Annotated in this window: 24 protein-coding genes; 20 read left to right on the plus strand and 4 right to left on the minus strand. The window is 57.1% G+C overall.

Going from position 1 to position 26,121, the window contains the following annotated elements; translation table 11 throughout:
- The first annotated feature begins 501 nt into the window (after positions 1-501).
- From ACQRAQ_RS01050 to hflX, 15 genes are all read left to right on the plus strand, one after another.
- A complete protein-coding gene (locus tag ACQRAQ_RS01050; protein WP_117654800.1) occupies positions 502-2,172 on the plus strand; it encodes a ribonuclease J in 1,671 nt (556 codons plus the stop codon).
- A 1-nt stretch (position 2,173) separates the two neighbouring features.
- Complete coding sequence (locus tag ACQRAQ_RS01055; protein WP_427793476.1) at positions 2,174-4,954, plus strand: DNA translocase FtsK 4TM domain-containing protein; 2,781 nt, start codon at positions 2,174-2,176, stop codon at positions 4,952-4,954.
- Positions 4,954-6,444: a RodZ domain-containing protein gene (locus ACQRAQ_RS01060; protein ID WP_427793478.1), complete on the plus strand. Its 1,491-nt coding sequence runs from the start codon at positions 4,954-4,956 to the stop codon at positions 6,442-6,444. The genes ACQRAQ_RS01055 and ACQRAQ_RS01060 overlap by 1 nt, the downstream gene beginning before the upstream one ends.
- A gap of 26 nt (positions 6,445-6,470) precedes the next feature.
- Positions 6,471-6,968 carry a YajQ family cyclic di-GMP-binding protein gene (locus ACQRAQ_RS01065; RefSeq protein WP_427793479.1) on the plus strand — a complete coding sequence of 166 codons (498 nt, stop codon included), beginning with the start codon at positions 6,471-6,473 and terminating at the stop codon, positions 6,966-6,968.
- Positions 6,969-6,994: 26 nt separating this feature from the next.
- Positions 6,995-8,344, plus strand: coding sequence for a 30S ribosomal protein S12 methylthiotransferase RimO (gene rimO, locus ACQRAQ_RS01070; RefSeq protein WP_427793480.1), 1,350 nt, complete (start codon positions 6,995-6,997; stop codon positions 8,342-8,344).
- Positions 8,345-8,443: 99 nt separating this feature from the next.
- The gene (pgsA, locus tag ACQRAQ_RS01075) at positions 8,444-8,992 is read left to right on the plus strand and encodes a CDP-diacylglycerol--glycerol-3-phosphate 3-phosphatidyltransferase (RefSeq protein ID WP_427793554.1); all 549 of its coding nucleotides are present in this window, start codon (positions 8,444-8,446) and stop codon (positions 8,990-8,992) included.
- Positions 8,993-9,019: 27 nt separating this feature from the next.
- The gene (locus ACQRAQ_RS01080; protein ID WP_427793482.1) at positions 9,020-9,535 is read left to right on the plus strand and encodes a CinA family protein; all 516 of its coding nucleotides are present in this window, start codon (positions 9,020-9,022) and stop codon (positions 9,533-9,535) included.
- Positions 9,536-9,792: 257 nt separating this feature from the next.
- The gene (gene recA / locus ACQRAQ_RS01085) at positions 9,793-10,941 is read left to right on the plus strand and encodes a recombinase RecA (RefSeq protein WP_154516331.1); all 1,149 of its coding nucleotides are present in this window, start codon (positions 9,793-9,795) and stop codon (positions 10,939-10,941) included.
- Between the two features lie 11 nt (positions 10,942-10,952).
- The gene (locus tag ACQRAQ_RS01090) at positions 10,953-11,645 is read left to right on the plus strand and encodes a regulatory protein RecX (RefSeq protein ID WP_427793484.1); all 693 of its coding nucleotides are present in this window, start codon (positions 10,953-10,955) and stop codon (positions 11,643-11,645) included.
- A gap of 257 nt (positions 11,646-11,902) precedes the next feature.
- Positions 11,903-13,456, plus strand: coding sequence for a ribonuclease Y (gene rny, locus ACQRAQ_RS01095; protein ID WP_427793485.1), 1,554 nt, complete (start codon positions 11,903-11,905; stop codon positions 13,454-13,456).
- Between the two features lies 1 nt (position 13,457).
- Complete coding sequence (locus ACQRAQ_RS01100) at positions 13,458-14,543, plus strand: ATP-binding protein (RefSeq protein WP_427793487.1); 1,086 nt, start codon at positions 13,458-13,460, stop codon at positions 14,541-14,543.
- Between the two features lie 74 nt (positions 14,544-14,617).
- Entirely contained in the window at positions 14,618-14,935 is a 318-nt protein-coding gene (locus ACQRAQ_RS01105) for a stage V sporulation protein S (RefSeq protein WP_118079896.1), read from the plus strand.
- A gap of 64 nt (positions 14,936-14,999) precedes the next feature.
- Positions 15,000-16,370, plus strand: coding sequence for a tRNA (N6-isopentenyl adenosine(37)-C2)-methylthiotransferase MiaB (gene miaB / locus ACQRAQ_RS01110; protein ID WP_427793488.1), 1,371 nt, complete (start codon positions 15,000-15,002; stop codon positions 16,368-16,370).
- Positions 16,370-17,308, plus strand: a complete 939-nt coding sequence (miaA, locus tag ACQRAQ_RS01115) for a tRNA (adenosine(37)-N6)-dimethylallyltransferase MiaA (protein WP_427793489.1) — start codon at positions 16,370-16,372, stop codon at positions 17,306-17,308. The genes miaB and miaA overlap by 1 nt, the downstream gene beginning before the upstream one ends.
- Positions 17,308-18,597, plus strand: coding sequence for a GTPase HflX (hflX, locus tag ACQRAQ_RS01120; RefSeq protein WP_427793490.1), 1,290 nt, complete (start codon positions 17,308-17,310; stop codon positions 18,595-18,597). Before miaA ends, hflX begins: the two co-directional genes overlap by 1 nt.
- Here hflX and ACQRAQ_RS01125 read toward each other — a convergent pair.
- Together ACQRAQ_RS01125 and lexA are read right to left on the minus strand one after the other, a co-directional pair.
- Positions 18,582-19,286 (minus strand): heparan-alpha-glucosaminide N-acetyltransferase, encoded by a 705-nt coding sequence (locus tag ACQRAQ_RS01125; protein WP_427748033.1) that lies wholly within the window; start codon positions 19,284-19,286, stop codon positions 18,582-18,584. The genes hflX and ACQRAQ_RS01125 overlap by 16 nt on opposite strands.
- On the minus strand, positions 19,286-19,930 hold the full coding sequence (lexA, locus tag ACQRAQ_RS01130) for a transcriptional repressor LexA (protein WP_427717464.1): 645 nt from the start codon (positions 19,928-19,930) through the stop codon (positions 19,286-19,288). Before lexA ends, ACQRAQ_RS01125 begins: the two co-directional genes overlap by 1 nt.
- Before the next feature lie 162 nt (positions 19,931-20,092).
- On the opposite strand from lexA, the gene ACQRAQ_RS01135 reads away from it, so the two are divergent.
- The 3 genes from ACQRAQ_RS01135 to dut are packed head-to-tail and all read left to right on the plus strand — an operon-like array spanning position 20,093 to position 21,485.
- Positions 20,093-20,542 (plus strand): LysM peptidoglycan-binding domain-containing protein, encoded by a 450-nt coding sequence (locus tag ACQRAQ_RS01135; protein WP_427793491.1) that lies wholly within the window; start codon positions 20,093-20,095, stop codon positions 20,540-20,542.
- Positions 20,543-20,593: 51 nt separating this feature from the next.
- Positions 20,594-21,037: a transcriptional regulator NrdR gene (nrdR, locus tag ACQRAQ_RS01140; RefSeq protein WP_154516361.1), complete on the plus strand. Its 444-nt coding sequence runs from the start codon at positions 20,594-20,596 to the stop codon at positions 21,035-21,037.
- A gap of 4 nt (positions 21,038-21,041) precedes the next feature.
- Positions 21,042-21,485: a dUTP diphosphatase gene (gene dut / locus ACQRAQ_RS01145; RefSeq protein ID WP_427793492.1), complete on the plus strand. Its 444-nt coding sequence runs from the start codon at positions 21,042-21,044 to the stop codon at positions 21,483-21,485.
- Positions 21,486-21,923: 438 nt separating this feature from the next.
- Here the strand turns inward: dut and ACQRAQ_RS01150 are convergent, their stop codons facing one another.
- The gene (locus tag ACQRAQ_RS01150; RefSeq protein ID WP_427793494.1) at positions 21,924-23,156 is read right to left on the minus strand and encodes an MGDG synthase family glycosyltransferase; all 1,233 of its coding nucleotides are present in this window, start codon (positions 23,154-23,156) and stop codon (positions 21,924-21,926) included.
- A gap of 186 nt (positions 23,157-23,342) precedes the next feature.
- Between ACQRAQ_RS01150 and ACQRAQ_RS01155 the strand changes: the two genes are divergently transcribed.
- Together ACQRAQ_RS01155 and ACQRAQ_RS01160 are read left to right on the plus strand one after the other, a co-directional pair.
- Positions 23,343-24,281: an NAD(P)/FAD-dependent oxidoreductase gene (locus tag ACQRAQ_RS01155; protein ID WP_427793496.1), complete on the plus strand. Its 939-nt coding sequence runs from the start codon at positions 23,343-23,345 to the stop codon at positions 24,279-24,281.
- Between the two features lie 154 nt (positions 24,282-24,435).
- Positions 24,436-25,047 (plus strand): DUF1836 domain-containing protein, encoded by a 612-nt coding sequence (locus tag ACQRAQ_RS01160; protein WP_427793497.1) that lies wholly within the window; start codon positions 24,436-24,438, stop codon positions 25,045-25,047.
- A 73-nt stretch (positions 25,048-25,120) separates the two neighbouring features.
- Here ACQRAQ_RS01160 and ACQRAQ_RS01165 read toward each other — a convergent pair whose 3' ends face one another.
- Positions 25,121-25,987: a DegV family protein gene (locus tag ACQRAQ_RS01165; protein WP_427793498.1), complete on the minus strand. Its 867-nt coding sequence runs from the start codon at positions 25,985-25,987 to the stop codon at positions 25,121-25,123.
- Positions 25,988-26,121 lie beyond the last annotated feature (134 nt).

Consider the following 26,121-nt stretch of genomic DNA (forward strand, 5'->3'; position numbering starts at 1 on the left):
ATAAACTTTACCCGCGGCCCCCGCCGGGAATAGCAAAAGGGCTGGTGGGTGCTGCTTGCGATTTGGTTAGACATTTCTACATAGTCATCAGATTTCCGAGCTGTTGGTAGCTGAACTTTCGGCATATTCCCAGATAAAACCGACCAAAATAAACCTGTCCCTTTTTGGCAGGTCTGGGGCCATCGGGGGCCGGGGCGGGTTAAGTTTGTCGCGAGTTCCGCACGCAAAGGAAAGCACTTAATGTGCTTTCCGTCTTGCGCGGGACTGTAGAGCAGCAAACTTAACCCGCCCCGGCCCCCGATGGCCCCAGACCGGCGGGATACACGGCTGCAGATGGGGCTTTGATGCATGGGTGGTCTGTTGGTGGGCAAATGGGTATCATAATGCGGTTACTGCATCGACTCCGTGATGCATGTTTGTACGTTCCCGGCGGTCGGTTTGCCAGAAGCGCCCCGTCGGTTGTTCCAGACCCGTTTCGAAGAAAGGAAACCGCACGAACCTATGGCAGCTAAAAAATCATCTCCCTTGAAGATCATTCCGCTCGGAGGCCTTGACGGCATCGGCAAGAATATGACGGTCTTCGAGTGCGGCGACGACATGGTGCTCGTCGACGCCGGCCTTATGTTCCCCGACGACTCCCAGCCCGGTATCGATTTGGTGCTTCCCGACTACACCTATGTTCTGGAGAACGAGGAGAAGCTCCGCGGCATCATCGTCACCCACGGCCACGAGGACCATACCGGTTCGCTTCCGTACCTGCTGCAGGACCTCAACAACAAGGTGCCCATCTTCTCGAGCAAGCTGACGCTTGGTTTCATCGAGGGCAAGCTTTCCGAGTTCCGCATCCGCGCGCCCAAGTTCCGCGAGGTCAAGGGCGGTAGCCATGTCAATCTTGGTGGCATTTCGCTCGACTTCTTCTCTATGACGCACTCAATTCCGGGCGCTTTGGGCGTATTCATTCGCACCAACCAGGGCACCGTTATGCACACGGGCGACTTTAAGCTCGACCAGACGCCCATCGATGGCGTCACGCCCGATTATGCCGCCATCAGTCGCTTTGCTAAACAGGGCATCGACCTGTTGCTTTCCGACTCCACCAACGCCACGGTTCCGGGCTTTACCAAGTCCGAGGCCGAAGTCGGCCCCAACTTGCTGCACGCCATCAAGAATGCCCCGGGCCGCGTGTTCGTCGCGTCGTTCTCGAGCCATATCCATCGCCTGCAGCAGATTTGCGACGCCGCCCGCAAGTGCGGCCGCAAGGTCGTCGTGACCGGACGTTCCATGCTCACCAACACCCGCGTGGCGCGCGAGCTGGGCTACCTCAACATCGACGATGCCGATATCATCGATGCCTTCGATATCGATAACCTGCCTGACGACAAGATTGTCGTCATGTGCACCGGCTCTCAGGGCGAGCCGCTGTCGGCGCTGTCCCGCATGGCTAACGGCGAGCACAAGACGCTCTCCATCCACGAGGGCGATACCGTCATCCTCTCGGCAACGCCGGTCCCCGGCAACGAGAAGGCCGTCCAGCAGGTCGTCAACAGCCTGGCCAAGCTTGGCTGCGACGTGTGGGACAAGAACCGTGCCCTCGTCCATGTCTCGGGTCACGGCAGCCAGGAAGAGCTCAAGCTTCTGATGGCCATGGCCAAGCCCACCTACTTTATGCCGGTTCACGGCGAGGCCGTGCACCTGCGTGCCCATGCCCAGCTTGCCCGTAAGATGGGCATTAAGGATGATCACATCTTTATCCTCGATAACGGCGACACGCTCGAGATGCGCGGTGGTATTGTCAAGCGCGGCACGCCCGTCGAGTCCGGCGTCGTCTACGTCGACGGCCTGCGCATCGGTGATACCGACCCCATCGTCCTGCGCGATCGTCAGAAGCTCGCCAATGACGGTATGGTCACGGCTGTCGCCATCGTCTCGCTCAAGCACAAGAAGATCGAGGCCATCGAGTTCTCGGGCCGTGGTGTTTCTTTTGCCATCGACGATCAGTTCTCCGAGGATGCCTCCGCATCCATCATGAAGACAATCGAGAAGGGCAAGTTTAGCTTTACGAGCAGTGGCTCCGATGCCATTCGCAAGGCCGTGCGCGATTCGCTCTCCAACTTCATTTGGAGCCGTACGCGCACCCGTCCGATGATCATCCCGGTCGTCATGGAGGTTTAGTTTGGCGCGCGGATCTGCACAAAACGCCAAAGGCAATAAAGCCAACAACCAACCGGCATCTGCTAAGGGTGCCGGTTCCCATCTTCGTGCCAATAAGGGCCACGAGGCCGAGTTCGACGATGTTGAGCCCCTGATCGAGCCTTCGGCCAACCGCGATATCGCCGGCGTGGTCATTGCCGTTTTGGCGATTGCGTCTTTCATTGCCGTGATTTCTCCGGCAACGGCACCCGTGACGGCAGTGGTTGCCGGTTTCTACCATCTTGGCTTTGGCCTGGGCGCCTACGTGCTGCCGATCGTCATTTTGCTGTTTGCCGCCACGCTCTTTTTGGGTGAGGACTCGCCGCTCAACATTCGCTCGGTCGCGGGTGGCGCCGTTGTCTTTATCGCCGTCGTCTCCATTCTTTCGTTGATGGTGCCGGGCACGAGCGATTCGTGCGACCTCATGTTTGTGCCGCAAAACCTGTCTGCCTCGGGTGGCTACATCGGTGCGTTTATTGCGAGTGCGCTGCAGAATGCCCTGGGTAAACCTATCGCGATGGTGGTCCTGTTGGGTTTGGCCGTCGTTGGCTTTGTCATCATCGGCTTTTCGGTGGGTGGCGTTTTGCGCTCTGCGCGCGATCGCGCTGCCGATTTTGCCGAGCGTCGTCGTGCCGATGTCAATGCGAGCCCGTGGGGCGATGAAGAGGCCCTGTCGGTTCCCGGCATCGCCCGTCCGCACCTGAGCATTCTTCGTCAGAAGGGCTCCGATATGGCCGTGACCACGGTCATGGGCAATGACGCGGACCCGGTTTTGGACGATGACGACGAGGACGATGATCCGTTTGTCGACGTGTCCGAGGCTGTGGAGGCCGAGCGCGCCAAGACCACGCTGCTGCCGCGTCGCCATGCCAAGCATGGCAAGTCCGCGCCCAAGCTCAACACGAGTGAGCCCGACCCGTCTTGGTCCGATAGCGAAATCGAACTCACCGAGGGCGATGACGAGGATGACGAGTGTCCGCTCGATACCGCCAAGACAACTTTGCTGCCGCGTCGCCAAGACAGGCGCGGACAGGTCACCGGACAGCTTTCGATGGAAGACGACCCGGACAAGGTCGACGAGTCCGAGCCGCCGTTTGCCGTGAACCCCGTGTCTGCTGCCCCGCAGATCCCCGATTTCCTGAAACACCCCAAGGTTGCCGACGCCTCCACCCCAACGGCTTCCGCTGCTCCTGTTGCAGCCGGCGATGGGGGAGCTGACGGCACTGCTGCCGATGTCGAGGGCGAGCAAGAGGATGGCCTCAAACTCCCGCCGCTCGAAATCCTGCACGCCAACCCGCAGTCGGCGTCCGCCGCGTCTTCTGACAAGGAGTTGGAGCAGACTGCCGAGTCGCTGCAGTCCACGTTGCTGGAGTTTGGCCGTAGCGCTCGCGTCGTCGGCTGGATTGCCGGTCCCACGGTGACGACCTTTAAGCTGCAGCCCGGCGAGGGCGAGCGCGTGAGCAAGATTTCGAGCCTCGAGGACGATATCGCGCTTTCGCTTGCCGCCCAGTCGGTGCGTATCTTTGCGCCGATTCCCGGCACCTCGCTTGTGGGTATCGAGATTCCCAATCGCAAGCGCCAGAACGTTAACCTGGGCGACGTGCTTCCCTATGTGAAGGGCGGTCCGCTCGAGCTGGCCATCGGCCGCGATGCCGAGGGTACGCCGGTTGTCGCCGACCTCGCCAAGATGCCTCACCTGCTTATTGCCGGTACCACTGGTTCCGGTAAGTCGGTCATGATCAACTCCATCATCACGACCCTGCTCATGCGCGCGCTTCCCGAGGACGTTCGCTTGATCATGGTCGACCCCAAGCGCGTTGAGCTTGCCGGCTATAACGGCCTGCCCCATCTCTATGTGCCCGTGGTGACCGAACCCAAGCAGGCTGCGAGTGCCTTGCAATGGGCTGTGTCCGAGATGGAGCGTCGCCTGAAGGTCTTCGAGCGCCTCAACGTTCGCAAGATCTCGACGTATAACGAAAAGCAGGCCGCCGGCGAGTTCGAACACTACGATAACCCGCCGCAAAAGATGCCCTATCTGGTCATTATCATCGACGAGCTATCGGACCTGATGATGGTTGCCGGCAAGGATGTCGAGGCCTCGATCGTTCGTATCGCCCAGCTGGGGCGTGCCGCCGGTATTCACCTTATCGTGGCTACGCAGCGCCCCAGCTCCAACGTGGTGACGGGCCTCATTAAGGCCAACATCACCAATCGTATCGCCTTTAACGTGGCCACGGGCATCGATTCCCGCGTCATTATCGACCAGATGGGAGCCGAAAAGCTCACCGGTTTGGGCGACATGCTGTTCTCCAAGGTCGACTGGGGCAAGCCCCGCCGTATCCAGGGCTGTTTTGTCTCGGATGATGAGATCAACGAGATCGTCGAGTTCGTTAAGTCGCAAAGCGAGCCCGACTATCACGAGGAGATTCTGTCTGCCGTGGCGCCTGCTTCCATGTCCATGGCTGGTGGCGGCATTGTTCGCACGGGCGTTGCCGAGCCGCAGGATGACGACCCGCTTATCTGGGAGGCCGCCCATATTGTGGTGGAATCGCAGCTGGGCTCCACATCTGGCCTGCAACGCCGCCTCAAGGTTGGCTATGCGCGCGCCGGGCGTATTATGGACATGCTGGAAGAAAAGGGCGTCGTCGGCCCGCCCGACGGTTCCAAGCCGCGCGAGGTCCTGCTGGATGACGAAGGGCTTGCCGCGCTGGAGTCTGTCGACGCCGAGATGGTACGTGAAGATCGTGAGTTTGGAGGATTCTGATGGCTGCACGCTTTGGTGACATGCTGCTCGAGCAGCGTCGCCGGATGGGCCTTTCCATCCAGCAGGTCGCCAACACCATCAAAATCAGGCCGCAGATCATCGAGTTTTTCGAGACTGGTAACTTTGCATCGATGCCCCCGCGTGGCTATGCGCAGGGCATGATTTCGAGCTACGCTCGCTTTTTGGGGCTTAACCCGCGCGAGGTCGTCAACGCTTATTTTGACGACCTCATGGCATATGAACGCGATACCTCGCAGCAGGGCGGTCGTTTTCAGGATGCTGCCGGCTACGTTAACTCGCGTTCTTCGGTCGATAACGGTCGTTTTTTGATGGTTCAGGGTGGTCGTACGACACGGTACGGCCAGCGCCCTCCGCAGGCGGGCTATATCACCGAGACGGGCTCCAGCGAGGAAATTCGTTCTCAGCGAGATCGTTTTCGCAGTACGCCCCTGCCAGATGACCGTGCGCTTCCCGCCGCTCGCGGGTTGAGTCGCGATCCTCGCGCCGGTTACGGCGACGGTGGATACTCCGGTCGTAGCTATCGCGGAGTACCCGCCGGGCGTTCCCGCGATGGCTATTCCGACGCCGATACCACGCAGGTGACGCCGCGCCTCCGTTCGCAATCCCAGCCCTATGGGCAGCGCTCTTCGGTGCCTCGCTCTGGCCAGCGCGGCTATCAGGGCCGTGGCGAGCTTGCGCCGCGTCCGGGCCGGCGGGGTTCGCAGCGCCAGAGTAGCTATCGTGGTCGTCCCGATAGCGGTCGCGGCCGCATACCGCAGGGTAATGGTCGTGGTAGCTCCAATCGCGGACGCGGCGTTGGGCGCGCCTCTCAATACAACACGATCGATCCGCGCATTATGTACGTCGGCATCGGTGCCGTGGTGCTGCTGTTGATTTTGCTCATCGTGGTACTCCTGCGTGGTTGCGGCTCTGCTGCACCCGAGTCGACGCCCGAGACACCCGTGGCTACCAAGACGACGACTAAGAAATCTTCCAAGAAGACCGAATCCACTGACGAGGACGAAGACGCCGACGAGGCGACGGATGCGGCCGGTTCCGATGCTGCCAAGGCGACGGTGGAAAAGGAAGAGGACGAGGTCACCAAGGTCAAGGTCTCTGTTGCCAAGGGCAAGACCGCCTGGATCGAGGTCAAGGTCGACGGTAAATCGGTCTATGGCGCTCAGGCGACCGGTCCTTTTGAGCAGGAGTACACGCCCGAGTCCTCGATTGAGATCACCACGTCCAAGCCCTCCGATGTCACGGTCACCAAGAATGGTGAAAAGGTTCGCTATGACACCAAGACATCGGGTGTGGCGCGCGTGACCATTACCGTTCCCAAGAAGGAGACCGCTGACTCCGAGAACGGCGTTAATGCCGGCGGTACCGATAATGCCGACGGCACCGATGCCCAGTCTACCGTCGGCACCGACACGGCATCCGACGACCAGACAGTGAACAATACAGATGACTATTCGTACGACAGCTACTAAGGCTCCCCGTACCGAAAGGAAGAACCATGGCTAAAGATTCCAGCTTTGACGTTGTGTCCGAGGTTAACATGCAGGAGGTCGATAACGCCTTCCAGCAGACCGCCCGCGAGATTTCCCAGCGCTATGACCTTAAAGACTCCGGCGCCACCATCGAGCTTTCGAAGGGCGACAAGCTCTTTACGATTAACGCTCCGGCCGATTTTGTCTCCAAGCAGATCATCGATGTTTTGAGCTCCAAGCTCATCAAGCGCGGTATCGACCTCAAGGCTGTCTCTTGGGACACCCCGCAGGCGGCTTCGGGCGGTACCGTGCGCGTGCTCGGTCATATCGTCGAGGGCATCGACCAGACGACCGCAAAGAAGATCAATAAAGACATCAAGGATCAAAAGCTTAAGGTCAAGGTGACCATCGAGGCCGATAAGCTGCGCGTTTCCTCGGCTTCTAAGGACGCTTTACAGACGGTGATTCAGTTCCTGCGCGACCAGGACTACGGCCAGCCGCTGCAGTTTACCAACTACCGCTAATTTACTCGAAAGGACCGCTCTCCAACATGGATACTCCGTTGGGTTCCGTACTCTATATCACGCTTGGCTGCGCCAAGAACGAGGTCGATACCGACCGCATGCGTTCGCTGCTGACCGCTGCGGGCTACGAGGAGGCATTCGATCCTCAGGATGCCGATATCGCCATTGTCAATACGTGCTCGTTTCTTACCTCGGCGACGTCTGAGAGCATCGAGACCACGCTCGAGCTCGCTAACGAGGTGCAGGACGGCGTTCGCTCCTGCCCCATTGTCATGTGCGGTTGCGTGCCGTCTCGTTACGGCGACGACCTGCCCGACGAGCTGCCCGAGGTCGCGGCATTTGTGAAGGCCGATGAGGAAGACGGTATCGTCTCTGTCATCGATGGCGTTCTTGGTGTGGAGCGTGAAATCGCTGCCTATATCCCGCAGGTCAAGCGTACCGTCGAGGGCGCTGTCGCCTACGTCAAGATCTCCGATGGCTGCAATCGTTTTTGCAGCTTCTGCATGATTCCCTACATTCGCGGTCGCTATCATTCGCGCAATGCCGAAAGCATTATCTCCGAGGTGCGCGACCTGGTTGCCGGCGGTGTGCGCGAGATCGTGCTGATCGGCCAAGACACGGGCATTTGGGGCACCGACTTTGCCGATGAGGAGACCGCTGAGGCCTCACCGCGCAATCTGGCGCAGCTGCTGCGTGCCGTCGCCGAGGCTGTGCGCCCGCACAACGTCTGGGTTCGCGTGCTCTATCTGCAGCCCGAGGGCATGACCGACGAGCTTATCGAGACGATTCGCGATACGCCCGAGGTATTGCCCTATATCGATATCCCCGTGCAGCACTGCGACGCGCGCATCCTCAAGGCCATGCGTCGCTCCGGTTCGCGTCAGGAGCTCGAGGAACTGTTCCGCGATCTTCGTGATCGTATCCCCGGCATCGTGATTCGCTCCACGGCCATGGTCGGCTTTCCGACCGAGACCGACGACGAGTTCCGTGATCTTATCGACTTTATGGACACCGTCGGCTTTGACTATACGAGCGTCTTTGCCTACTCGCGGGAGGAGGGCAGCCTGGCCGCCAATATGGAGGGCCAGGTCGATGAGGAGGTCAAGCTCGAGCGCGCCCAGGAGGCCATGGATCTGGCCGAGTCGCTGGGTTTTGCCGCCACGGCAGCCCATGTGGGCGAGCGCGCCCAGGTAATCGTCGACGGTATCGAGGAGACCGAGGACGGCGCCGAGCTGATCGGTCATGCCTGGTTCCAGGCGCCCGATTCCGATGGCGCGGTGCATCTGGACGCCAGCGAGGCGTCCGTGGGCGATATTTTGACCGTCGAGTTTACCGATAGCTTCTGCTATGAGCTTATCGGCCATGTTGTGGAGTAGGAGAGCGTCGTGGCAAACGAGAGCAATAAGGAACTGACGAGCGTTTGGACGCCCGCCAACATCGTGACGTGCGTTCGCATCGTCTTTATTCCGGTGTTCATGATCGTCTCGGCCCTGTCTCACGGGGGCGTTGCCGGTACGGACTGGAGCACCTTCGACGGCCCGCTCGCCGCCGCTGCCTTCATTCTGTATGTGATCCTGTCGTGCACCGATAAGGTCGACGGCTATCTGGCGCGCTCACGCAACGAGATCACCGATTTCGGCAAGTTCTTGGACCCCATCGCCGACAAGTTGCTGGTGTTCTCGGCCTTGCTGCTGTTCTTGGATTTTGGCGCGGTGACCGTGTGGTCCGTGTTCATTATCCTGTTCCGCGAGCTGTTGGTGAGCGCACTTCGCATGGTCGCGAGTGCTGCCGGTGTGGTCGTTGCCGCCGATAAGCTCGGCAAGTACAAGACGGCGACCACGATGGTCTCCATCTGTGGCTATCTGTGCGTCTTTGCGATGGCCGGTCTTCAGCTGGGGCCGGCGTCGCTGCTGCTCGGTGTCTATTCGGTGTCGCGCTTCCTGTACGTCATCGCCGTCATTTTGACCATTATCTCGGGGGCCCAGTACTTCTGGAACTGCCGTAAGATCGTCTTTTCGGTCTAGGTCCTGGTGGGTATGACGGAGCCTTATTTGCAGATCGCCGCAAACAACGAGGAGCTGGCGCGCGATATTGTCGAGCGCGCGAGTGCCTGTGGCGTGACGGTGTCGACGGCGGAGTCGCTGACGGCGGGCATGATCGCCTCGACGATTGCCGATATCCCGGGTGCCTCGGCGGTGCTTTGTGGCGGTGCGGTGACCTACTGCGATGAGATCAAACATCGCGTGCTCGGCGTCGAGCAGGAAACGCTCGATCGGTTTAGCGCCGTTTCGCATCAGACGGCGCGGGAGATGGCCGCGGGCTCGCTGGACCTCTATCAGAGCGATGTCGCCGTGAGCGCAACGGGCTACGCTGGGCCCGGCGGCGGTACCGAGCAAGACCCCGCCGGCACGTTCTATATCGGCTGGGCGTATCGCGCGGCCGATGGGGGAGCGACGGTCGTTGAGTCTGCGCGCTGTCACTACGAGGGTGATCGGTCGTGCGTCCGTGCCTATGCGGTCGCTGAGGCTTTGGAACGCATTGTCCGCGTGCTCAATTCCATGGAATAGAAGTGTTTTAAGGGGCCTTAGGGCCCCTTAATTGTGGAGATAGGGACCTTTGGCAAGGAATGCGCTTGCGCTGGCACATGTCTTTAATTTGTACGAACACTCGTATTTGCGATTGGCATGGTCAAGCGTTTGGTCGGTGATTGGTCGGCGTTTGGTCGGGTTTTGGAATGGACGGGTGCATATGATGAACCTGAACGGTTGACCACGAACAGCCGTTCGTTTATCATCGATTCAGGTTGTTAAGAGGAGGGCTATTCATGGCCAAGAATTCAGGTCCCGTACGTACCGTTCATACGCGCACGACGGGTAAAGAGCGCGACGAGATGATCGCCACTACCAAGGCCGAGATCGAGAAGAAGTTCGGCCAGGGTTCTATTATGAGGTATGGCGACGGCGGTCCCGAGCTCGAGGTCGAGGCTATTCCGACGGGCTCTCTGGCGCTCGACGCCGCCTTGGGTATCGGCGGCGTGCCGCGCGGCCGTATCGTTGAGATTTATGGCCCCGAGTCCTCCGGTAAGACAACGCTTTCGCTTGAGATTCTTGCAGAGGCGCAGGCCATGGGCGGTGTCGTGGCTTTTATCGACGCTGAGCATGCGCTTGATCCCACCTACGCCGCGCGCATCGGCGTCGATATCGACGAGGTGCTGATTTCCCAGCCCGATACGGGCGAACAGGCGCTCGAGATCGTTGACATGCTTGTGCGTTCCGGTGCCATCGACGCCATCGTCGTCGACTCTGTTGCCGCTTTGACTCCACGTGCCGAAATCGAGGGCGAGATCGGTGACACGACGGTGGGTCTGCAGGCTCGCTTGATGAGTCAGGCGCTCCGCAAGCTCGCCGGCTCGCTTGCCAAGTCCAACACAACCTGCATCTTCATTAACCAATTGCGCGAGAAGATCGGCGTCATGTTCGGCAACCCCGAGACCACCACAGGCGGCCGCGCACTCAAGTTCTTCTCTTCCGTGCGTATCGATATTCGTAAAATCGATACCATCAAGCTCAAGGACGAGGTTATCGGCAATCGCGTACGTGCCAAGGTCGTTAAGAACAAGGTGGCTGCTCCGTTCCGCTCGGCCGAATTTGACATCATGTATGGCACCGGCATTTCTAAAGAGGGCTCGATTCTGGATATGGCTGTCGAGTGCGGCATATGCAAAAAGATGGGGTCTTGGTTTGCCTATGGTGAGGACAAACTCGGCAACGGTCGCGAGGCCGCTAAGACGTTCCTGCGCGAGCATCCCGATTGCGCCGACGAGATCGAGCACAAGGTTCGCCTTGCCTGCGGTCTTGAGTATGACGATGATGCCCCCTCCGAGGTTGAGTTGACCGATCAGCCCGCCCCCGAGGAGTTTGACGAGCTGTATGCCATCGATGGCTCCGCGATGCTCGACGATGACGACGAGTAACGGATGCCGACATGTCGTATACGGTGACCGAGGCTAGGGTCGTTTTTCCGGATAAGAAGACGGCCTCCTCGTTCTCGAGCGGTTATGCGTCTAAAAAGCCCTGTGCACATATCGATTGCGATCTGGAGGGCGGTTTTGAACGGTCCATTTGGATTCCCGTGCGTGTGGCACGTGTGTACGTTCAGAACCGCCTCGATCTTCCCTGCGACTGGGATGACTTTCGCGAGGCGGTGAAGCTTATCGAATGCAAATGTGCGCTCACCATGGTGACCGAGATGCTTTCGCGTCGTGATCATGCTACGGGCGAGGTGCGCGATAAGTTGGCGCGCTATGGCTTTCGTCAGCCCGCGATCGACTTTGCCGTCAATCGTGCCATCGAGTACCGTTTTTTAGATGAGAACCGCTTTTGCTCGTACTTTATCGAGGAGCGTAAACGTCGTGGTTGGGGACAGCGCAAAATCGAGACTGAACTCAAGCGTCGCCATGTTGCACTTGATGAGATTCCAGGGTATCCCGAGGCTTATTTTGCCGAGGATGACGACTTGGCTCGCGCATCGGCTTTGCTCGCTAAGCGTCGCGTTCCCGAGGCACGTGCATTTGAAAAGCTCGTCAGATTTTTGATGGGCAAGGGCTTTTCCTATCACATTGCCGCGGATGCCGTTAAGGCGCGCCTTGATGCCTTAAGCGAGAAATGCGACGTTTAAGCATGCGCACGTTACGCTCCTGCCGTTCACCGCTCGATAGGCGCCGTGCTGGGTGCGTTAATTTGACAGTTGTTGCGGTTCAACGTAGGATAATTACTGTCATTTGCATTGTGATATGTGCTCATCTGCGATGAGTTTGTTTATATGTTTATCTGTATCCGACCCGCATAAGCTGCGCCCATATTACTCAAATGTCGCGAGCCGTTCGTATGGACGGTTCGCTTTGTTGTGTAACGAATCCATAAAAAGGAGTGAGCATGCCGCCTATCATTGCAGCGCTCGTTGGCATTGTTTTGGGTGCCATCGTCGCCATTGCCTACATGCGCACCGCCAAGCAGGGTAGTCTTCACGAGGCCGAAGAAAAGATTCAGTCGGCACACGCGCAGGCAGAGTCCCTGATCGGTGATGCTAAGCGTCAGGCCGAGACCCTCAAAAAAGAGGCTCTGCTCGAGGCTAAGGAAGAGATCATCAAGAACAAACAGGCCGCCGAGGCCGAGGACAAGCAGCGTAAGAGCGAGATTCGCGCGCTCGAAAATCGCGTGATGCAGCGCGAGGAATCGCTCGACCGACGCAACGATGCGCTCGATAAGCGCGAGCATCAGCTGTCCAGCCAGGCCGGTCAGGTCGAGAAGCGCTCTCGCGAACTTGAGGAGCTTTGCGCCAAGCAGACCTCCGAGCTCGAGCGTATTGCCGACCTTACGCGCGAGGATGCTCACAAGGAGCTGCTCGACAAGGTCCGCGGCGAGGTTACCCATGAGGCGGCCACCATTATCCGTGAGTCCGAGCAACAGGTCCGTGCCGAGTGCCACAAGACCGCTCAGGAGATTCTCTCCCTGGCGATCCAGCGCTGTGCTGCCGACCATACCGCCGAGGTCACCGTCACGTCCGTTCATATTCCCTCCGATGACCTTAAGGGCCGCATCATCGGTCGCGAGGGTCGTAACATCCGTACTTTCGAGCAGGTTTCCGGCGTCAACCTTGTGATCGACGACACCCCCGAGACTGTCGTGCTTTCGAGCTTTGATCCGGTCCGTCGTGAGACCGCCCGCGTGGCGCTCGAGAACCTCATTGCCGACGGTCGTATTCACCCCGCCCGCATCGAGGAGATGTACCAGAAGGCCGCTGACTTGGTTCAGCAGCGTGTGCTCGAAGCCGGCGAGCAGGCCGCCTTCGATACCGGAATCCACGACCTGCATCCCGAGATCGTCAAAACCCTGGGCGCTCTGCGCTACCGCACCTCGTTTGGTCAGAACGTGCTACAGCACTCGCTTGAGGTCTCTGACCTGTGCGGCATCATGGCCTCCGAGCTTGGTCTGGATGTTGTGACCGCCAAGCGCGCGGGTCTTCTGCATGACCTGGGCAAGGCCATCGACCACGACGTTGAGGGTCCGCATGCTGTGATTGGCGCCGAGCTTGCCCGCCGTTATGGCGAGAAGCCCGTTATCGTCCACGCGATCGAGGCCCATCATGCCGATGTCGACCCCAACACGGTGCTCGACGTTCTGGTCCAGGCTGCCGATGCCGTTTCCGCTTCTCGTCCCGGCGCCCGTCGCGAGTCGGCCGAGAGCTACATCAAGCGCCTTGAGAAGCTCGAGGAGATTGCCAACTCTCATGACGGCGTCGAGCGTACCTATGCTATGCAGGCCGGTCGCGAGGTCCATGTCATGGTTCAGCCGGACAAGATTTCCGATGCCCAGTCCACGGTGCTTGCGCACGATATCGCCCATCAGATCGAGGAAGAGATGGAGTATCCCGGTCAGGTGCGCGTTGTCGTGATTCGCGAGAGCCGTGCCGTCGATATCGCTAAATAACATGAACGACGCGAACGAGCTCATCTCATTTATCGCGTCGATGTCGGGGGAGGGCAGCCTTCGCGTCGAGGAAAACCTTGGCGAGGGGTATGTCCGCCTCCGCGTTTCGGAGGCCGAGCGCCGTCAGGCCAAGCATGACATTCAGCATGTAGAGGACATTGTCATCGAGATGCTGCGTAATGCTCGCGATGCCGGAGCCGATAAGGTCTATCTAGCCATGACCAAGGAGGAGGGTGTTCGTACCCTCCTCTTCCTGGATAACGGTTCGGGTGTGCCGCAGGATATGCAGGAGCGTATCTTCGATGCCCGTGTCACCTCCAAGCTCGAGAGCATGAAGATGGACCGTTGGGGTGTTCACGGTCGTGGTATGGCGCTGTTCTCTATCAAGCAGAACACCGATGAGGCACGCGTTGTTACATCGGGCGTCGATTTGGGCTCAGCGTTTAAAGTGTGCGTTGATACCGATCGCTTGGCTGAGCGCGCCGACCAGTCGAGCTGGCCTCAGGCGGTTAAAGGCGAAGACGGCCGCTATGTATGCGCTCGCGGTCCTCACAACATCATTCGCGCAGCCTGCGAGTTTGCCCTTGAGGAGCTGCGCGACTGCGACGTGTATCTGGGCTCTCCGTCCGAGATCGCTGCGACCCTGTACGCCCAGGCTTCCAGTCGTCTCGATTCGTCACGCCTGCTCTTTATCGATGACGAGTGTGAGCTTCCGGTTATCGATCGTTTGGGTCTCGCTTCGGATGCCGAGGATTTTATCCGGATTTGCTCCGGGCTGGGTCTCGAGATGTCCGAGCGTACTGCCCATCGTATTCTTTCGGGACAGATTAAGCCCGTTCGCGGCGTGTGTGCGCGCCTGCTGCGCGAGCGCGATTCCACCTCGCATTTGCCGGCTCCAGTCGATCTTGCCAAGGACCGTCGAGGCCTTCGCATTGCCAAGGATGATATGGCGCAGTTTTCGCGTGCTGTTGAGCGCGACTTCAATGACCTCGCCGCCCGGTATTACCTCAATCTGTGCGGCGACCCTAAGATTCGCGTTTCACGTGATCGCATCACCGTGACGTTCGATTTTGCCAAAGAGGAGTAGCATCTTTACCGAGTCCGCTCGGTACGATACAGTTATTGCAGTTAAAACGTACTTTTAAACGCAGGAGTTTCTTCATGGATTGCCTGAAGGTATCAAGCAAATCATCGCCCGCGTCCGTTGCCGGCGCCATTGCCGGTATGGTCAAAGATGGCGTTCCCGTCAACATTCAGTGCGTCGGTGCCGGCGCCGTCAACCAGGCCATAAAGGCCGTTGCCATTGCGCGAGGTTTTCTGATTCCGACTGGCTTTGATGTCTCTTGTGCGCCGGTGTTCTCTGACATCCTCATTAACGGGGAGTCTCGCACGGCAATCCGTCTCTCTATCTACGTTCACCAGATTAATCGGGCTGCTATGGACAATGTCGTCATGGACGACGTTAAGCCTGTTGCGTAAGCGAGTTTTCGCACGTTTGTAGCACCTTTGTGCCCCGTCGATATCATCGTTAGGATGTAAGCTCATGGACCAGCGTTCCGTACGCGATATTCTTGCCGGTAAAACCTATTTTATCCGCACATTCGGCTGCCAGATGAATCAGCACGACTCCGAGCGCGTGAGCGGTTTGCTCGATTCCTATGGCTGTCTTATGGCGCTCGATCCGGAGCATGCCGATATTGTCGTATTCATGACGTGCTGTGTGCGCGAGGCTGCCGATACGCGCCTGTACGGACAGTGCAATTCCTGCAAGAGTCTTCCTCCTTCTCCTTCGGGCAAGCGTGTGGTCGCCGTGGGTGGCTGCATCGCTCAGCGCGATGGCGAGGGCCTGCTCACCAACGTCGATAACGTCAACGTTATTTTTGGTACGCATTCGATTGCGCACGTGGCGGAGCTTATCGCCGAGGCGTTTATGGATGGCAAGCGCCATATCCGCACGAATGAGCATGAAGATACGGACGCCATGAGTATGCCGTGGCATCGCGAGACGCAGTATCATGCATGGGTGCCCATCATGACGGGCTGCAACAACTTCTGCACGTACTGCATCGTGCCGTACGTCCGTGGTCGCGAGAAGAGCCGCCCCTTCGAGGAGATTGTCGACGAGGTGACGGGTCTGGTGCGTCAGGGTGTGCGCGAGATTACGCTGCTGGGACAAAACGTTAACTCCTACGGTCGCGATCTCTTTGGCAAGCCGCGTTTTGCCGACCTGCTGCGCGCCGTGGGTGATACGGGCGTCGAGCGTATCTTCTTTACTTCTTCGCACCCCAAGGATTTGCTTCCCGAGACCATCGATGCTATGGCCGAGACACCTGCCGTTATGCCGCAGCTTCACCTAGCCGTCCAGTCGGGTTCCACGCGTATCCTTAAAGAGATGAATCGTCGGTACACGCGCGAGGATTATCTGGGCCTGGTCGATCGCATTCGTAACCGTATGCCCGAAATTGCGCTTTCGACCGACATCATCGTGGGCTTCCCGGGCGAGACCGAGCAAGACTTTGAGCAGACGCTCTCGCTTGCCGAGACGGTGCGCTATGCCCAGGCCTACACGTTTATTTACTCCAAGCGCGCCGGTACCCCGGCAGCTGAGATCTATGATCCCACCCCGCATGAGGTTATCCTTGAGCGCTTTAACCGTCTGGTCAAGGTTATCGAGACGACGGCATACGAGTATAACCAGGGCGAGCTTCACACCGTGGTGCCTGCGCTTATTGAGGGCACGAGCAAGAAAAACGACGCTGTCCTTCTTGGTAAAAGTCCTAAGAACCAGACAGTGCATGCGCCGATTCCCGCTGGCTATAGCATCGATCAGCTTATCGGCAAAATCGTCGACGTCGATGTGGATGTTGCCAAGACGTGGTATCTGTCTGGCTCCGTTGTGGGTGAGCCTCGCTAATGGTTTCCCCCGGCACAAACCTTTCTGCCGTAGCGATCGTCGGTCCGACGGCGGTCGGCAAGAGTGATGTTGCCGACCGCCTGGCTGCTCGTCTGTCGTCTGAAGTGTTATCGTGTGACGCGATGCAAATCTATCGCGGTATGGATATCGGTACGGCCAAGATGATGCCCGAGGAGTGCTCGGTGCCCCTGCGCCTTGTCGATATCGTAGACCCGGGCGTCGCGTATTCTGCTGCGCTCTATCAGTCTGATGCCCGGGCGCATATCGAGCGTTTGCTTGATGAGCAACGGCTTCCGGTCTTTTGCGGCGGCACGGGCTTGTATCTTAAGGCTGCACTCGATGAAATGGATTTTCCTTCGGGAGAGCTCGAGGACGAACGTCGCACGGGTTATCAGGAGCTTGCCGAGCGTATTGGCGAGAAAGCTATGCATGCCCTGCTTGCCGAGCGTGATCCGGAATCGGCTGCCGTGATTCATCCCCATAACGTGCGCCGCGTGATCCGTGCGCTCGAGATGCACGATGACGGTGTGTCGTATGCCCAGCAGAAGTCCAAATTCAGCGTTCCGCGTGAGCGTTATCATGCCTTGTGGTTTGGTCTGACGCGTAGCCGTGAAGTGCTGTATGAGCGCATTAACCTGCGTGTCGACCTTATGTTTGAGCAGGGGCTGGTTGATGAGGTCCGTGGCCTTATGGACCAGGGCCTGGGTGATGCACTCACGTCGATGCAGGCAATCGGTTACAAAGAGATTATTGATGCCTTGCGAGGCGCTATTACCATGGATGAGGCCCGCGAGCTTATCAAGATGCGCTCACGTCGCTATGCCAAGCGCCAACTTTCATGGTTTAAGCGTGACGATCGCATCGTGTGGTTCGATATGGATGAGCTTACGATCGATGAGGTCGTCGATGATATCTACCGTCGTATCGAGGCTGCCTAATGGCACGTTTTCCCTTGGTTCCCACGGCGCCTGAACCTGAGCGTGCCGTCTTGGTTGGTGTTGAGTGGCGCGATAACGCCTGGCCGCTCGACCGTTCGCTCGACGAGCTCGAGCGCTTGGCTCACACTGCTGGAGCCCAATGCGTGGCACGCTTGTCTCAGCGTCTGGTCAAACCTTATCCCAAATCGTTTATCGGCTCCGGTAAGGTCGAGGAGCTATGCGGTTTGGTGCATCGTATGGATGCGGATGTTGTAATCTTCGACGACGACTTGACTCCTTCACAGCAGTCCTATCTTGAGAAAGCCGTGGGCGAACCGGTCAAGATTATTGACCGTACGGCGTTGATTTTGGATATCTTTGGCCTGCATGCTCAGACGCGTGAGGGTCGCTTACAGGTGCAGCTGGCTCAGTTACAGTATCTGCTGCCTCGTCTGCGAGGTATGTGGAGCCACCTTGCTAAGGAACAGACGCGTGGCGGCATTGGATCGCGTTTTGGCCAGGGCGAAAGCCAGCTCGAGGTCGACCGTCGCCTGATTCGCGATAAGATCGCTGCGCTTCGACGCGAATTGAAACTGGTTGAACAACGTCGTGATGTGCAATCGAAAAGCCGTATTGAATCGCCGGCGTTTCGCGTAGCGTTGGCTGGCTACACCAATGCCGGTAAGTCGACGTTGCTTAATCGATTGACGGGATCCACGGTACTTTCGCAGGATAAGCTGTTTGCCACGCTCGATCCTACGACGCGTTCGTATCGTTTACCCGGTGGCCGTGGCATGACGATCACTGATACCGTTGGCTTTATTCAAAAGCTGCCCCATGGCCTGGTCGACGCGTTTAAATCTACGCTTTCCGAGGTGCTCGGCGCCGATTTGGTTCTTAAAGTTGTGGATGCTTCCGATGAGGATTACGAGCGTCAGCTTGAGGCGGTTGATCGTGTCCTTGACGAGATTGGTGCCGGTGAGCGCCTGACGCTTACCGTGTTCAATAAAATCGATCTGCTCGATAGCGTCGACCGCTTGAGCTTTCGCCGGCGCTATCCCGAGGCGGTATTGTTCTCGGCTCAGACGGGTGAGGGCCTTGATGACTTAGTCGACCGTATCGCTCGTGAGGCGGCCGCTACGGACGTGTTGCTCTCGGCCGATATCCCGTATCGAGAGGGTGCGTTAATCACGCTCGTGCACGAACAGGGAACCCTTCTGCACGAGGAATACCTCGAGGACGGCGTTCGTATTGTGGCAAAGCTTCCAGCCCGTATCGCACCGCGTCTCGAGCGTTATCGAACAGAGTAAATCAGCTCCAGTACACCCAAGATAACCGGTTGATGCAGCAGGTAGAACGGCAGCGCATGGCGCCCGAGACTTGCGAGCGCCGGGATGGGATTCGCATAGGCCCATCCCGGCGCCTCATAGTTTGCTTCCTGAGTCGTGTGGGCGGCAAAGAAGCCTGCAAGGTACATAAATAAGAATGGTATGACTGGATAGTAATCACCAGAGACAAAGTCTGGACTTGGGAAACCCAGCCAAGCTAAATAGGGGATAGGATAAACCGTTTTAGGAATGCTCCAGGTAAGGGTAAAAAGTGTGAGGCAAATTGCTATACCCCATACCGACGGCACTTTAACGATCACCGGACGCGCGAGCGCGACAATGGCGGTGCAGGCCGCCATGCAGAACATGATGCCGAAGTTCACCGAGTCATCGACTGAGACGAGCGTCGTCGCGACCCATACAACAAAAGCGGCAGCGGCATATTTGACGGCACGCTTGATGTTGTTGCGCGAGAGGGTGCACATCCAGCCGGCAATAAACAAAAATACCCAACTGATGCTGGCACGCCAGATGTCTTGGAAGATGGTCTGAGTAAACCAGGGCATATCCCAACCATAAAGATAGGCAAGATCGTAGCAAGCATGAAATCCTGCCATCGACAGCATGGTAAATCCGCGAATGGTATCAAAGACCGTGATGCGGTTTTGCATTACGAGAACCGGCGCATCAATCCAACAACCTTGCCCAGGATCGTCGGATTTGTCGCATAGATGGGCTCCATGGTGTCGTTTTCGGGCTGCAAGCGAACTCGTCCCTGCTCCTTGTAGAACGTTTTGACCGTTGCGGAGCCATCGATCATGGCCACAACGATCTCGCCATTCATGGCACTCTTCTGTTCGCGAACGATGATATAGTCGCCGTTAAGGATACCGACGTTAATCATCGAATTGCCGTGGACCTCGAGGATAAAAGACCCCTGGTCCGTTGCGATCTCGGTCGGGATGGTAAAGGTGTCCTCGATATTCTGCTCGGCAAGGATGGGGATCCCCGCGGCGACACGGCCCACGAGGGGTAGCGATACGGTTCCGCGGGGTGCCGTGGGCTCATCGGACTTTGAGATGGAGACGGAGGCTCCGTCCTCGTCAAAGAGCTCTAGGGCACGAGGCTTGGTGGCGTCACGTTTGAGCAGGCCGCGTGCTTCCAGTGCGGAGAGATGTGCATGTACGGTGCTAGGGGAGGAAAGACCCACAGCCGAAGCCATCTCACGCACGCTGGGCGGATAACCCTTTTCCTGCTGATACTCCTTGATGAAGTCGTAAATCTGCTGCTGTCGCTTGGTAATTTTGCGAGCCATCAGGGATTCCTCTCTACCTAACCCAAACAAATGTTCTATGTTTGCTTGACAGGAACAACTGTTCGAAGATAATAATAACCGAACACTCGTTCCCGCGCTAGACTTTTTTGTCCTCGCGGCTTGATAAAACAGTTCTCGTCAAAAACGCGAGAGGAGAACATGATGAATGCAACGGATATGGTCCAGGGAAACCTCGCCCTTAAGCTCGAGACGCCTGCGGCGCCGGCTTTCACGGTTGTCAAAGGCGGCCGATCTGGTTTTCAAACACTGCCTGGCAAGTCCGTCCGAAGCCAGTGCGTCGCCACGACTTCGGCCCCCGTTGCTCTGAAGGCCTCGACGATTGTCGCCCTGGCCGTTGCGCTCACGCTCTTCTTTGTACTTGCTACCTCGATCTTCAGCGCTCGTCACGCCGCATATGCCGAGTCGGCATCTAACGTTACCTATGAGACCGTCCGTGTTCAGTCCGGAGATTCCTTGTGGTCGCTTGCTCAGGAGCATTCCGTTGACGGTCTTACTACACAGGAGACTTCTGACATAATTCGCAGTGTCAATCATCTGGAGCATGGGTCACTCGATGCGGGTGACGTTCTTAAAGTTCCTGCGCGTTCGTAAGATTTAAACTCCGGCACATGGTACCCTTGTTATCGTTTTGGAGGAGGTACCATGCGCTGTCCCAGATGCGGCAATGCACATACCCGTGTTGTCGATTCCCGTATGCAGGAATCTAATAACACCATTAAACGCCGCCGTGAATGTTGTTCGTGCAACTATCGCTTCACAACATTCGAGCGATGCGAAGACCCCATCGAGGTCATCAAATCTGATGGGTCAAAGCAGCGGTTCGATCGCAATAAGCTGCTGGTCGGCCTAATGCGCGCTACGATTAAGCGCGACATCGACACGAAAAAGCTCAATGAGCTCATCGATGACATCGAGGTGGAGCTGCGTTCCCGTACGCTGACGGCTGTTACGTCCCACGACCTGGGCGACATGGTGCTTAAGCGCCTGGCCAAGATCGACAAGGTGGCCTACATTCGCTTTGCCTCGGTCTATCGCGATTTCAAAGACATCGATGAGTTTTTGCAAGAGCTCGACAAGCTAAGGTGATTATATGTCCAACATTACAGTCAACATTAAGCGTCTCGACCCTACGATCGAGCTTCCCAAATACGCCCATCCCACAGATGCCGGTTTGGACCTCCGTGCCAATGAGAACTGTACCCTTAAGCCCTTCGAGCGGCGCTTGGTCTCTACCGGCCTTGCGATCGCGCTGCCCGATGGATACGCTGGCTTCGTTCAGCCTCGCAGTGGCCTGGCTATTAAGCAGGGTCTTTCTATAGTCAACACGCCCGGTCTTATAGACGCCCACTATCGAGGTGAGCTTAAAGTCATCCTTATCAACCTGGATCCATCCAATGAAATCCAGATCAACAAGGGTGACCGAATCGCTCAACTCGTCATCCAAGAAGTTCCCACGGTCAATCTCGTGGAGGTAGACGAACTAGACGAAACCGACCGAGGAGCCGGCGGTTTCGGTTCTAGCGGCGTTTTGTAATGTCCGCTCACCCGTGGGCGGCCCCTATATATCATTCCATGCTCAAACATTCTCGCTGCGCTGCGAAACTGCGCGTGGAACGATATATAGGGGCCACCCACGGGTGAGCTACGTTTAGATGCTTGCAACTACCGTGCTTCTTCGCTAGAAGTCGATAGCCATATTCAACTAGCGAGCCGGTGCGATAAAGGTATTTCTCCTTTGTCATACCGGCTTACTACTTGGATTTCAATTTGTTTTCTAGCGAGTAGCCGCTCGCCCGCTTCTCACACATATCGTTCCACGCGCAGTTTCGCAGCGAGCGAAGCGAAGCGAGAATGTTTGAGCATGGAATGATATGTGTGAGAAGCGGGCGGGAGGGATACGAGCGCCCAGCGAGAATGTTTGAGCACGGGATGATATATAGGGGCCTCCCGCGGGTAAGCGGACATTAAGACCCTAGCGGATATGCGCGGGTTTTCCGCCCCAGTAGAAGCGGCAGAAGGCTCGTTTGCGCTTTTGGGGCTTGCCTGCAAGCTCCATGGTTGCGATGGCGATGTCCTCGGCCGCGTGTGGACGGCGTAGCACTTCGCCATTGATGAGCAGTGCCTTGAGCGACTCGGGATGATCGTGGAGATGGCGCAGCGTCACGATGAGCTCGCGTGCGGTGGTGACATGCATGCTGGCGCCCAAGTCGGTGAGCATGGTGGTGTTGGCCTTTTCCTGGCCATAGGACTTGCCCAACAGAATCATCGGCAGGTGTGCACACAGGCATTCGGTAACAGTGAGTCCGCCCGATTTGAGAATTGCCAGATCGCAGCCGTGCATGAGCGCTGCCATGTCATCGACATAGTCAAGAACCGTGACGTTTTCGAGTTTCATGGCTTCGAAGAGCGTTTCCAGGCGCGTAGCGTATTCCGTGTCCTTGCCCGGCAAAAAGACAAAGTGCATGTCCTCGAAGCTACGGAGGAAGGGGAGGGTTTGGTCCATCGACGCGCGAAAGCGAACGTACGGTTGAGGCAAACTGGCGCCGGCCATTACCAGCACAATGGTCTTGTCGATAGGGAGATTGAACTTCTCGAGTTCTTCCTCACGATTGTAATCCGTGTCAAATCCAGTGCGAATAGGGATGCCCGTAATGCGTATCTTTGCCTCGGGAACCTTGCGTGGGCGGAGCGTCTCGGCCATAAACTCGTTTGCCACGCAGAATAAGTCAGTGTCCTTATGGGGCCACCAGCCCTCGACTTCGTAATCGGTCGGAACGCAAATGACGGGATAGTCGATGCCCGTAATGACGCGCGCACCAACCGCAACGTTGGCTGCCGTGATATGTGTGGCGACCACGGCAATAGGCCTACGAGTGCGAACGTATTCGTTAAATGCGGGGAACATAATGCGCGACCATGCCGTGCCGCCGCCCCAAAGCAGGTGTCCAGTAAGGGTATATCGCCAGGTCAAGTCATAAATTGGGCGTGTGGCGCCGGTAAACGATGCGGCCGTTTTGTTGCCGTCGAATTTTATGCGTCCAAAATCGAGGATATCCAAGACCTCAATCTCGACATCCTGCGGTATGCCCTTGGTGCCGCGTATAAGCTCGAATGCTTGTGCGATAGCGTTTGCTGCCGCTTTGTGTCCCGAACCAACCGATGCGTGGACAATGGTCACTAAGGGCTTTTGTCCAGGTGACGGCATCAATTGTTCCGTTTGGGGGGCGATTTGCGTGGGCAGGGGAGCGTCATTGCCCATCTGCGTTTGATCCATCGATAACTCCCCTTCATCGTAGTTTCGCAAAGAATCATTGTAGTGCATGACTGTCATGTTCTCCTAAATTTGGGTATGAGCGCAAAGAACGCCAATGTTTCGATGAGAGGACACTCCATGACTACCAATCAGCCGATCGATGTTGCGATTATCGGCGGCGGCCCAGCGGGCTATGCTGCAGCCATTTATGCTGCGCGATCCAATCTAACGACGACCGTGATTGAACAGGGCATGTCGGGAGGACAGATCGCCACAACCAATGAGGTCGAAAACTATCCGGGCATTCCGCTCTTGAGCGGCGCCGAACTCGGCGAGCGTTTTCAGCAACATGCAGAGGGCCTGGGTGCGCAGGTCGTATGGAGCATGGTTACGGGTATCGATTACGATGCGGATGCGGCGCTGTTTACGGTGCATCACGATACGGGCGATACGCTGGCCTCGAGTGTTATCGCTTGCATGGGCGCCACGCCGCGCTCTGCTGGCTTTATCGGCGAGGATACGTATCGCGGTCGCGGCGTTTCGTATTGTGCGACGTGCGACGGCATGTTCTTTCGTGGCAAACAGGTCTTTGTCATTGGCGGCGGTAATGCTGCCTGCGAGGAAGCCCTGTTCTTATCAGAAATTGCCAGCAGCGTGACCATCGTCTTGCGCCGCGATCAGTTCCGTGCTCCCGATGGCGTGGTTCAAAAGGTGCTCGCTAAAGATAATATTTCTGTTAGGTACCAAACTAGTATTGTGGAGCTATCGGGCGAGGCCATGCCTACAACTATCACGTTTAAGGACAACGCCACCGGTGATACCTATTCCGAGTCCTTCGATCCAGGTTCGTTTGGCATCTTTGTCTTTGCCGGAACACAGCCCCATACCGAGCTTGTACAGCATCTGGTGGATCTGGCGCCTGACGGCGGTATCGTTACCGACGACTCGATGGCCACGTGCACGCCGGGTTTGTTTGCTGCCGGCGATATCCGTTCCAAGCGTTTACGCCAGGTTGTGACCGCCGTTTCGGACGGAGCCATAGCGGCTACCAGCGCATACGCCTTCTTACGAGGATAAGTACGATAATATATCTTATGTAAGGTTGCTATCTATATGCAAAGTGGTTGGACGGTGCGTCAATGTGCTGTCCAACCACTTTTACTTAGCGGCTATGTGGTATGCAAAACTAGATAATCTAGAATACAATATAGAAAACGAACGGAGGCCTCTTATGAACCGCGTCAAACATGTTATCCCGATGTCCGATACATCGGTCAGCATTAAGCCGGAGGATATTCAGCCGACGGTGCTGCCGGATGCATTTATTCAGTCCGATATGGTGGGTAAACTCAATGCGTTGAGTCTGCCACGCTATGACCAGCTACCCAACGTAACACTCTATCGAGATCAGGTTATTGAATATGTTGCGCTGTGGATGGAGCCGCTTTCGATTTGCGTAGATCAGCCCGTTATCACGCCTTCGATGATCAATAACTACGTAAAGGTCGGCCTCGTTCCTGCTCCGGTTAAAAAGCAGTATGGCCGTGAGCAGATTGCGCGTCTCATTGCCATTTGTATCTTTAAGCAGGTGCTGCCCATCGCTGCGGTTCAGGCGCTCTTTAATATTCAGCGCTTGAGCTACGACGCTCCGACGGCTTTCGATTATGTAGTCGATCAACTTGAGGCATCGATTCGTGCGGCTTTTTCCCTTGAGCAGACTCCCGTGCCCGATACCGCACATCAGGTTACGCGCGAATCGCTGCTCGTACGCAGTGCGGTTTCGTCTTTTGTATCGAAGGCGTACCTGATGAGCTACCTCAAGTTCAATGGGTTTAATAGCTAGGCGACGTATAACGCGGGCGGGATAAAGAGCCATCAGTCACTTTGTCCCGCCCGCGTTTTTGCTTGGTTGAGCTTTATCGGCCCGAAGCCATGCCCATGCCGTAGCCGATGATGAGACCATGCATCTCGGCGTAATAGGAATCTAGGCCGTTGCAGGGCATGATGATAGTCTTGGAGCCTGGCCAGTGCTCCACAATGCGGTCGGCAAGCGCCTGGGCTCCAGCTTCGTTCTCAACGTGATCGATGATGACCTCGCCGCCCGTGAAACCCTCGGCCTCCATGGTGTCGACAATCTTGTTGAGCATCTTCTTTTCGCCACGCGTATGCCCAACGAGTTCAATTTCGCCCGCTTCGCTCGCCGTGCCCAAAATGCGGATGTTGAGCTTGTTGGCAATAACACCGGCCGCCTTGGGGATACGTCCGGCCTTCGCAAGGTTTTCGTAATTGCATAAACTAAAGAGGATCTTGCTGTTCTGCTCCAAGCTATCGAAGTAGGCGCAGGCTTCCTCAAAGGAGGCATCCGGTTTACTTGCAAGATAGCGATCAAACAGTAAGAAGATCAGGTCCATCTTGCCGCCTGCTGCGCGCGAATTAACCAGGTGAATCTTACGATTGGGCTCTTCGGCAAGCACCATGTCACGCGCAGTGGCCGCGGCATTGTAGCTTCCCGAGACGCCCTCGGAGATGGGCATGCAGATCGTCTTTTCGGCGAGCTTAAAGAGCTCAGCCCACTCCCCTACGCTTGGGCAGGAGCTCGATGATGCGCTGGATTCCGATTGAATGGCAACATTAAGCTCGTGAACATCGAGCGAGAGATCGTCGACAAATTCACGCTCCCCCACTCGGATCTTAAGGGGTGCAAATGCAAAGGTGGTATGAGGTGCGGTTGGTTGCCAATCGCGAAGATTGCAGCTCGAATCTGAGATGAGTGCCCAGCTCATTGAGGGTCCTTTCTAGTTGTTCCTCAACAATTATAGCTATCTTTTGGATAGATGCTGCGCATATCTAGTATTCAAAACTAGATTGTAGTTTACACATAAAATGGGCGGTCGAGATAAATGGACCTCGCTCCCAA

The organism is Collinsella sp. SGI.178 (assembly GCF_050313495.1).
Classification (GTDB): Bacteria; Actinomycetota; Coriobacteriia; order Coriobacteriales; family Coriobacteriaceae; genus Collinsella.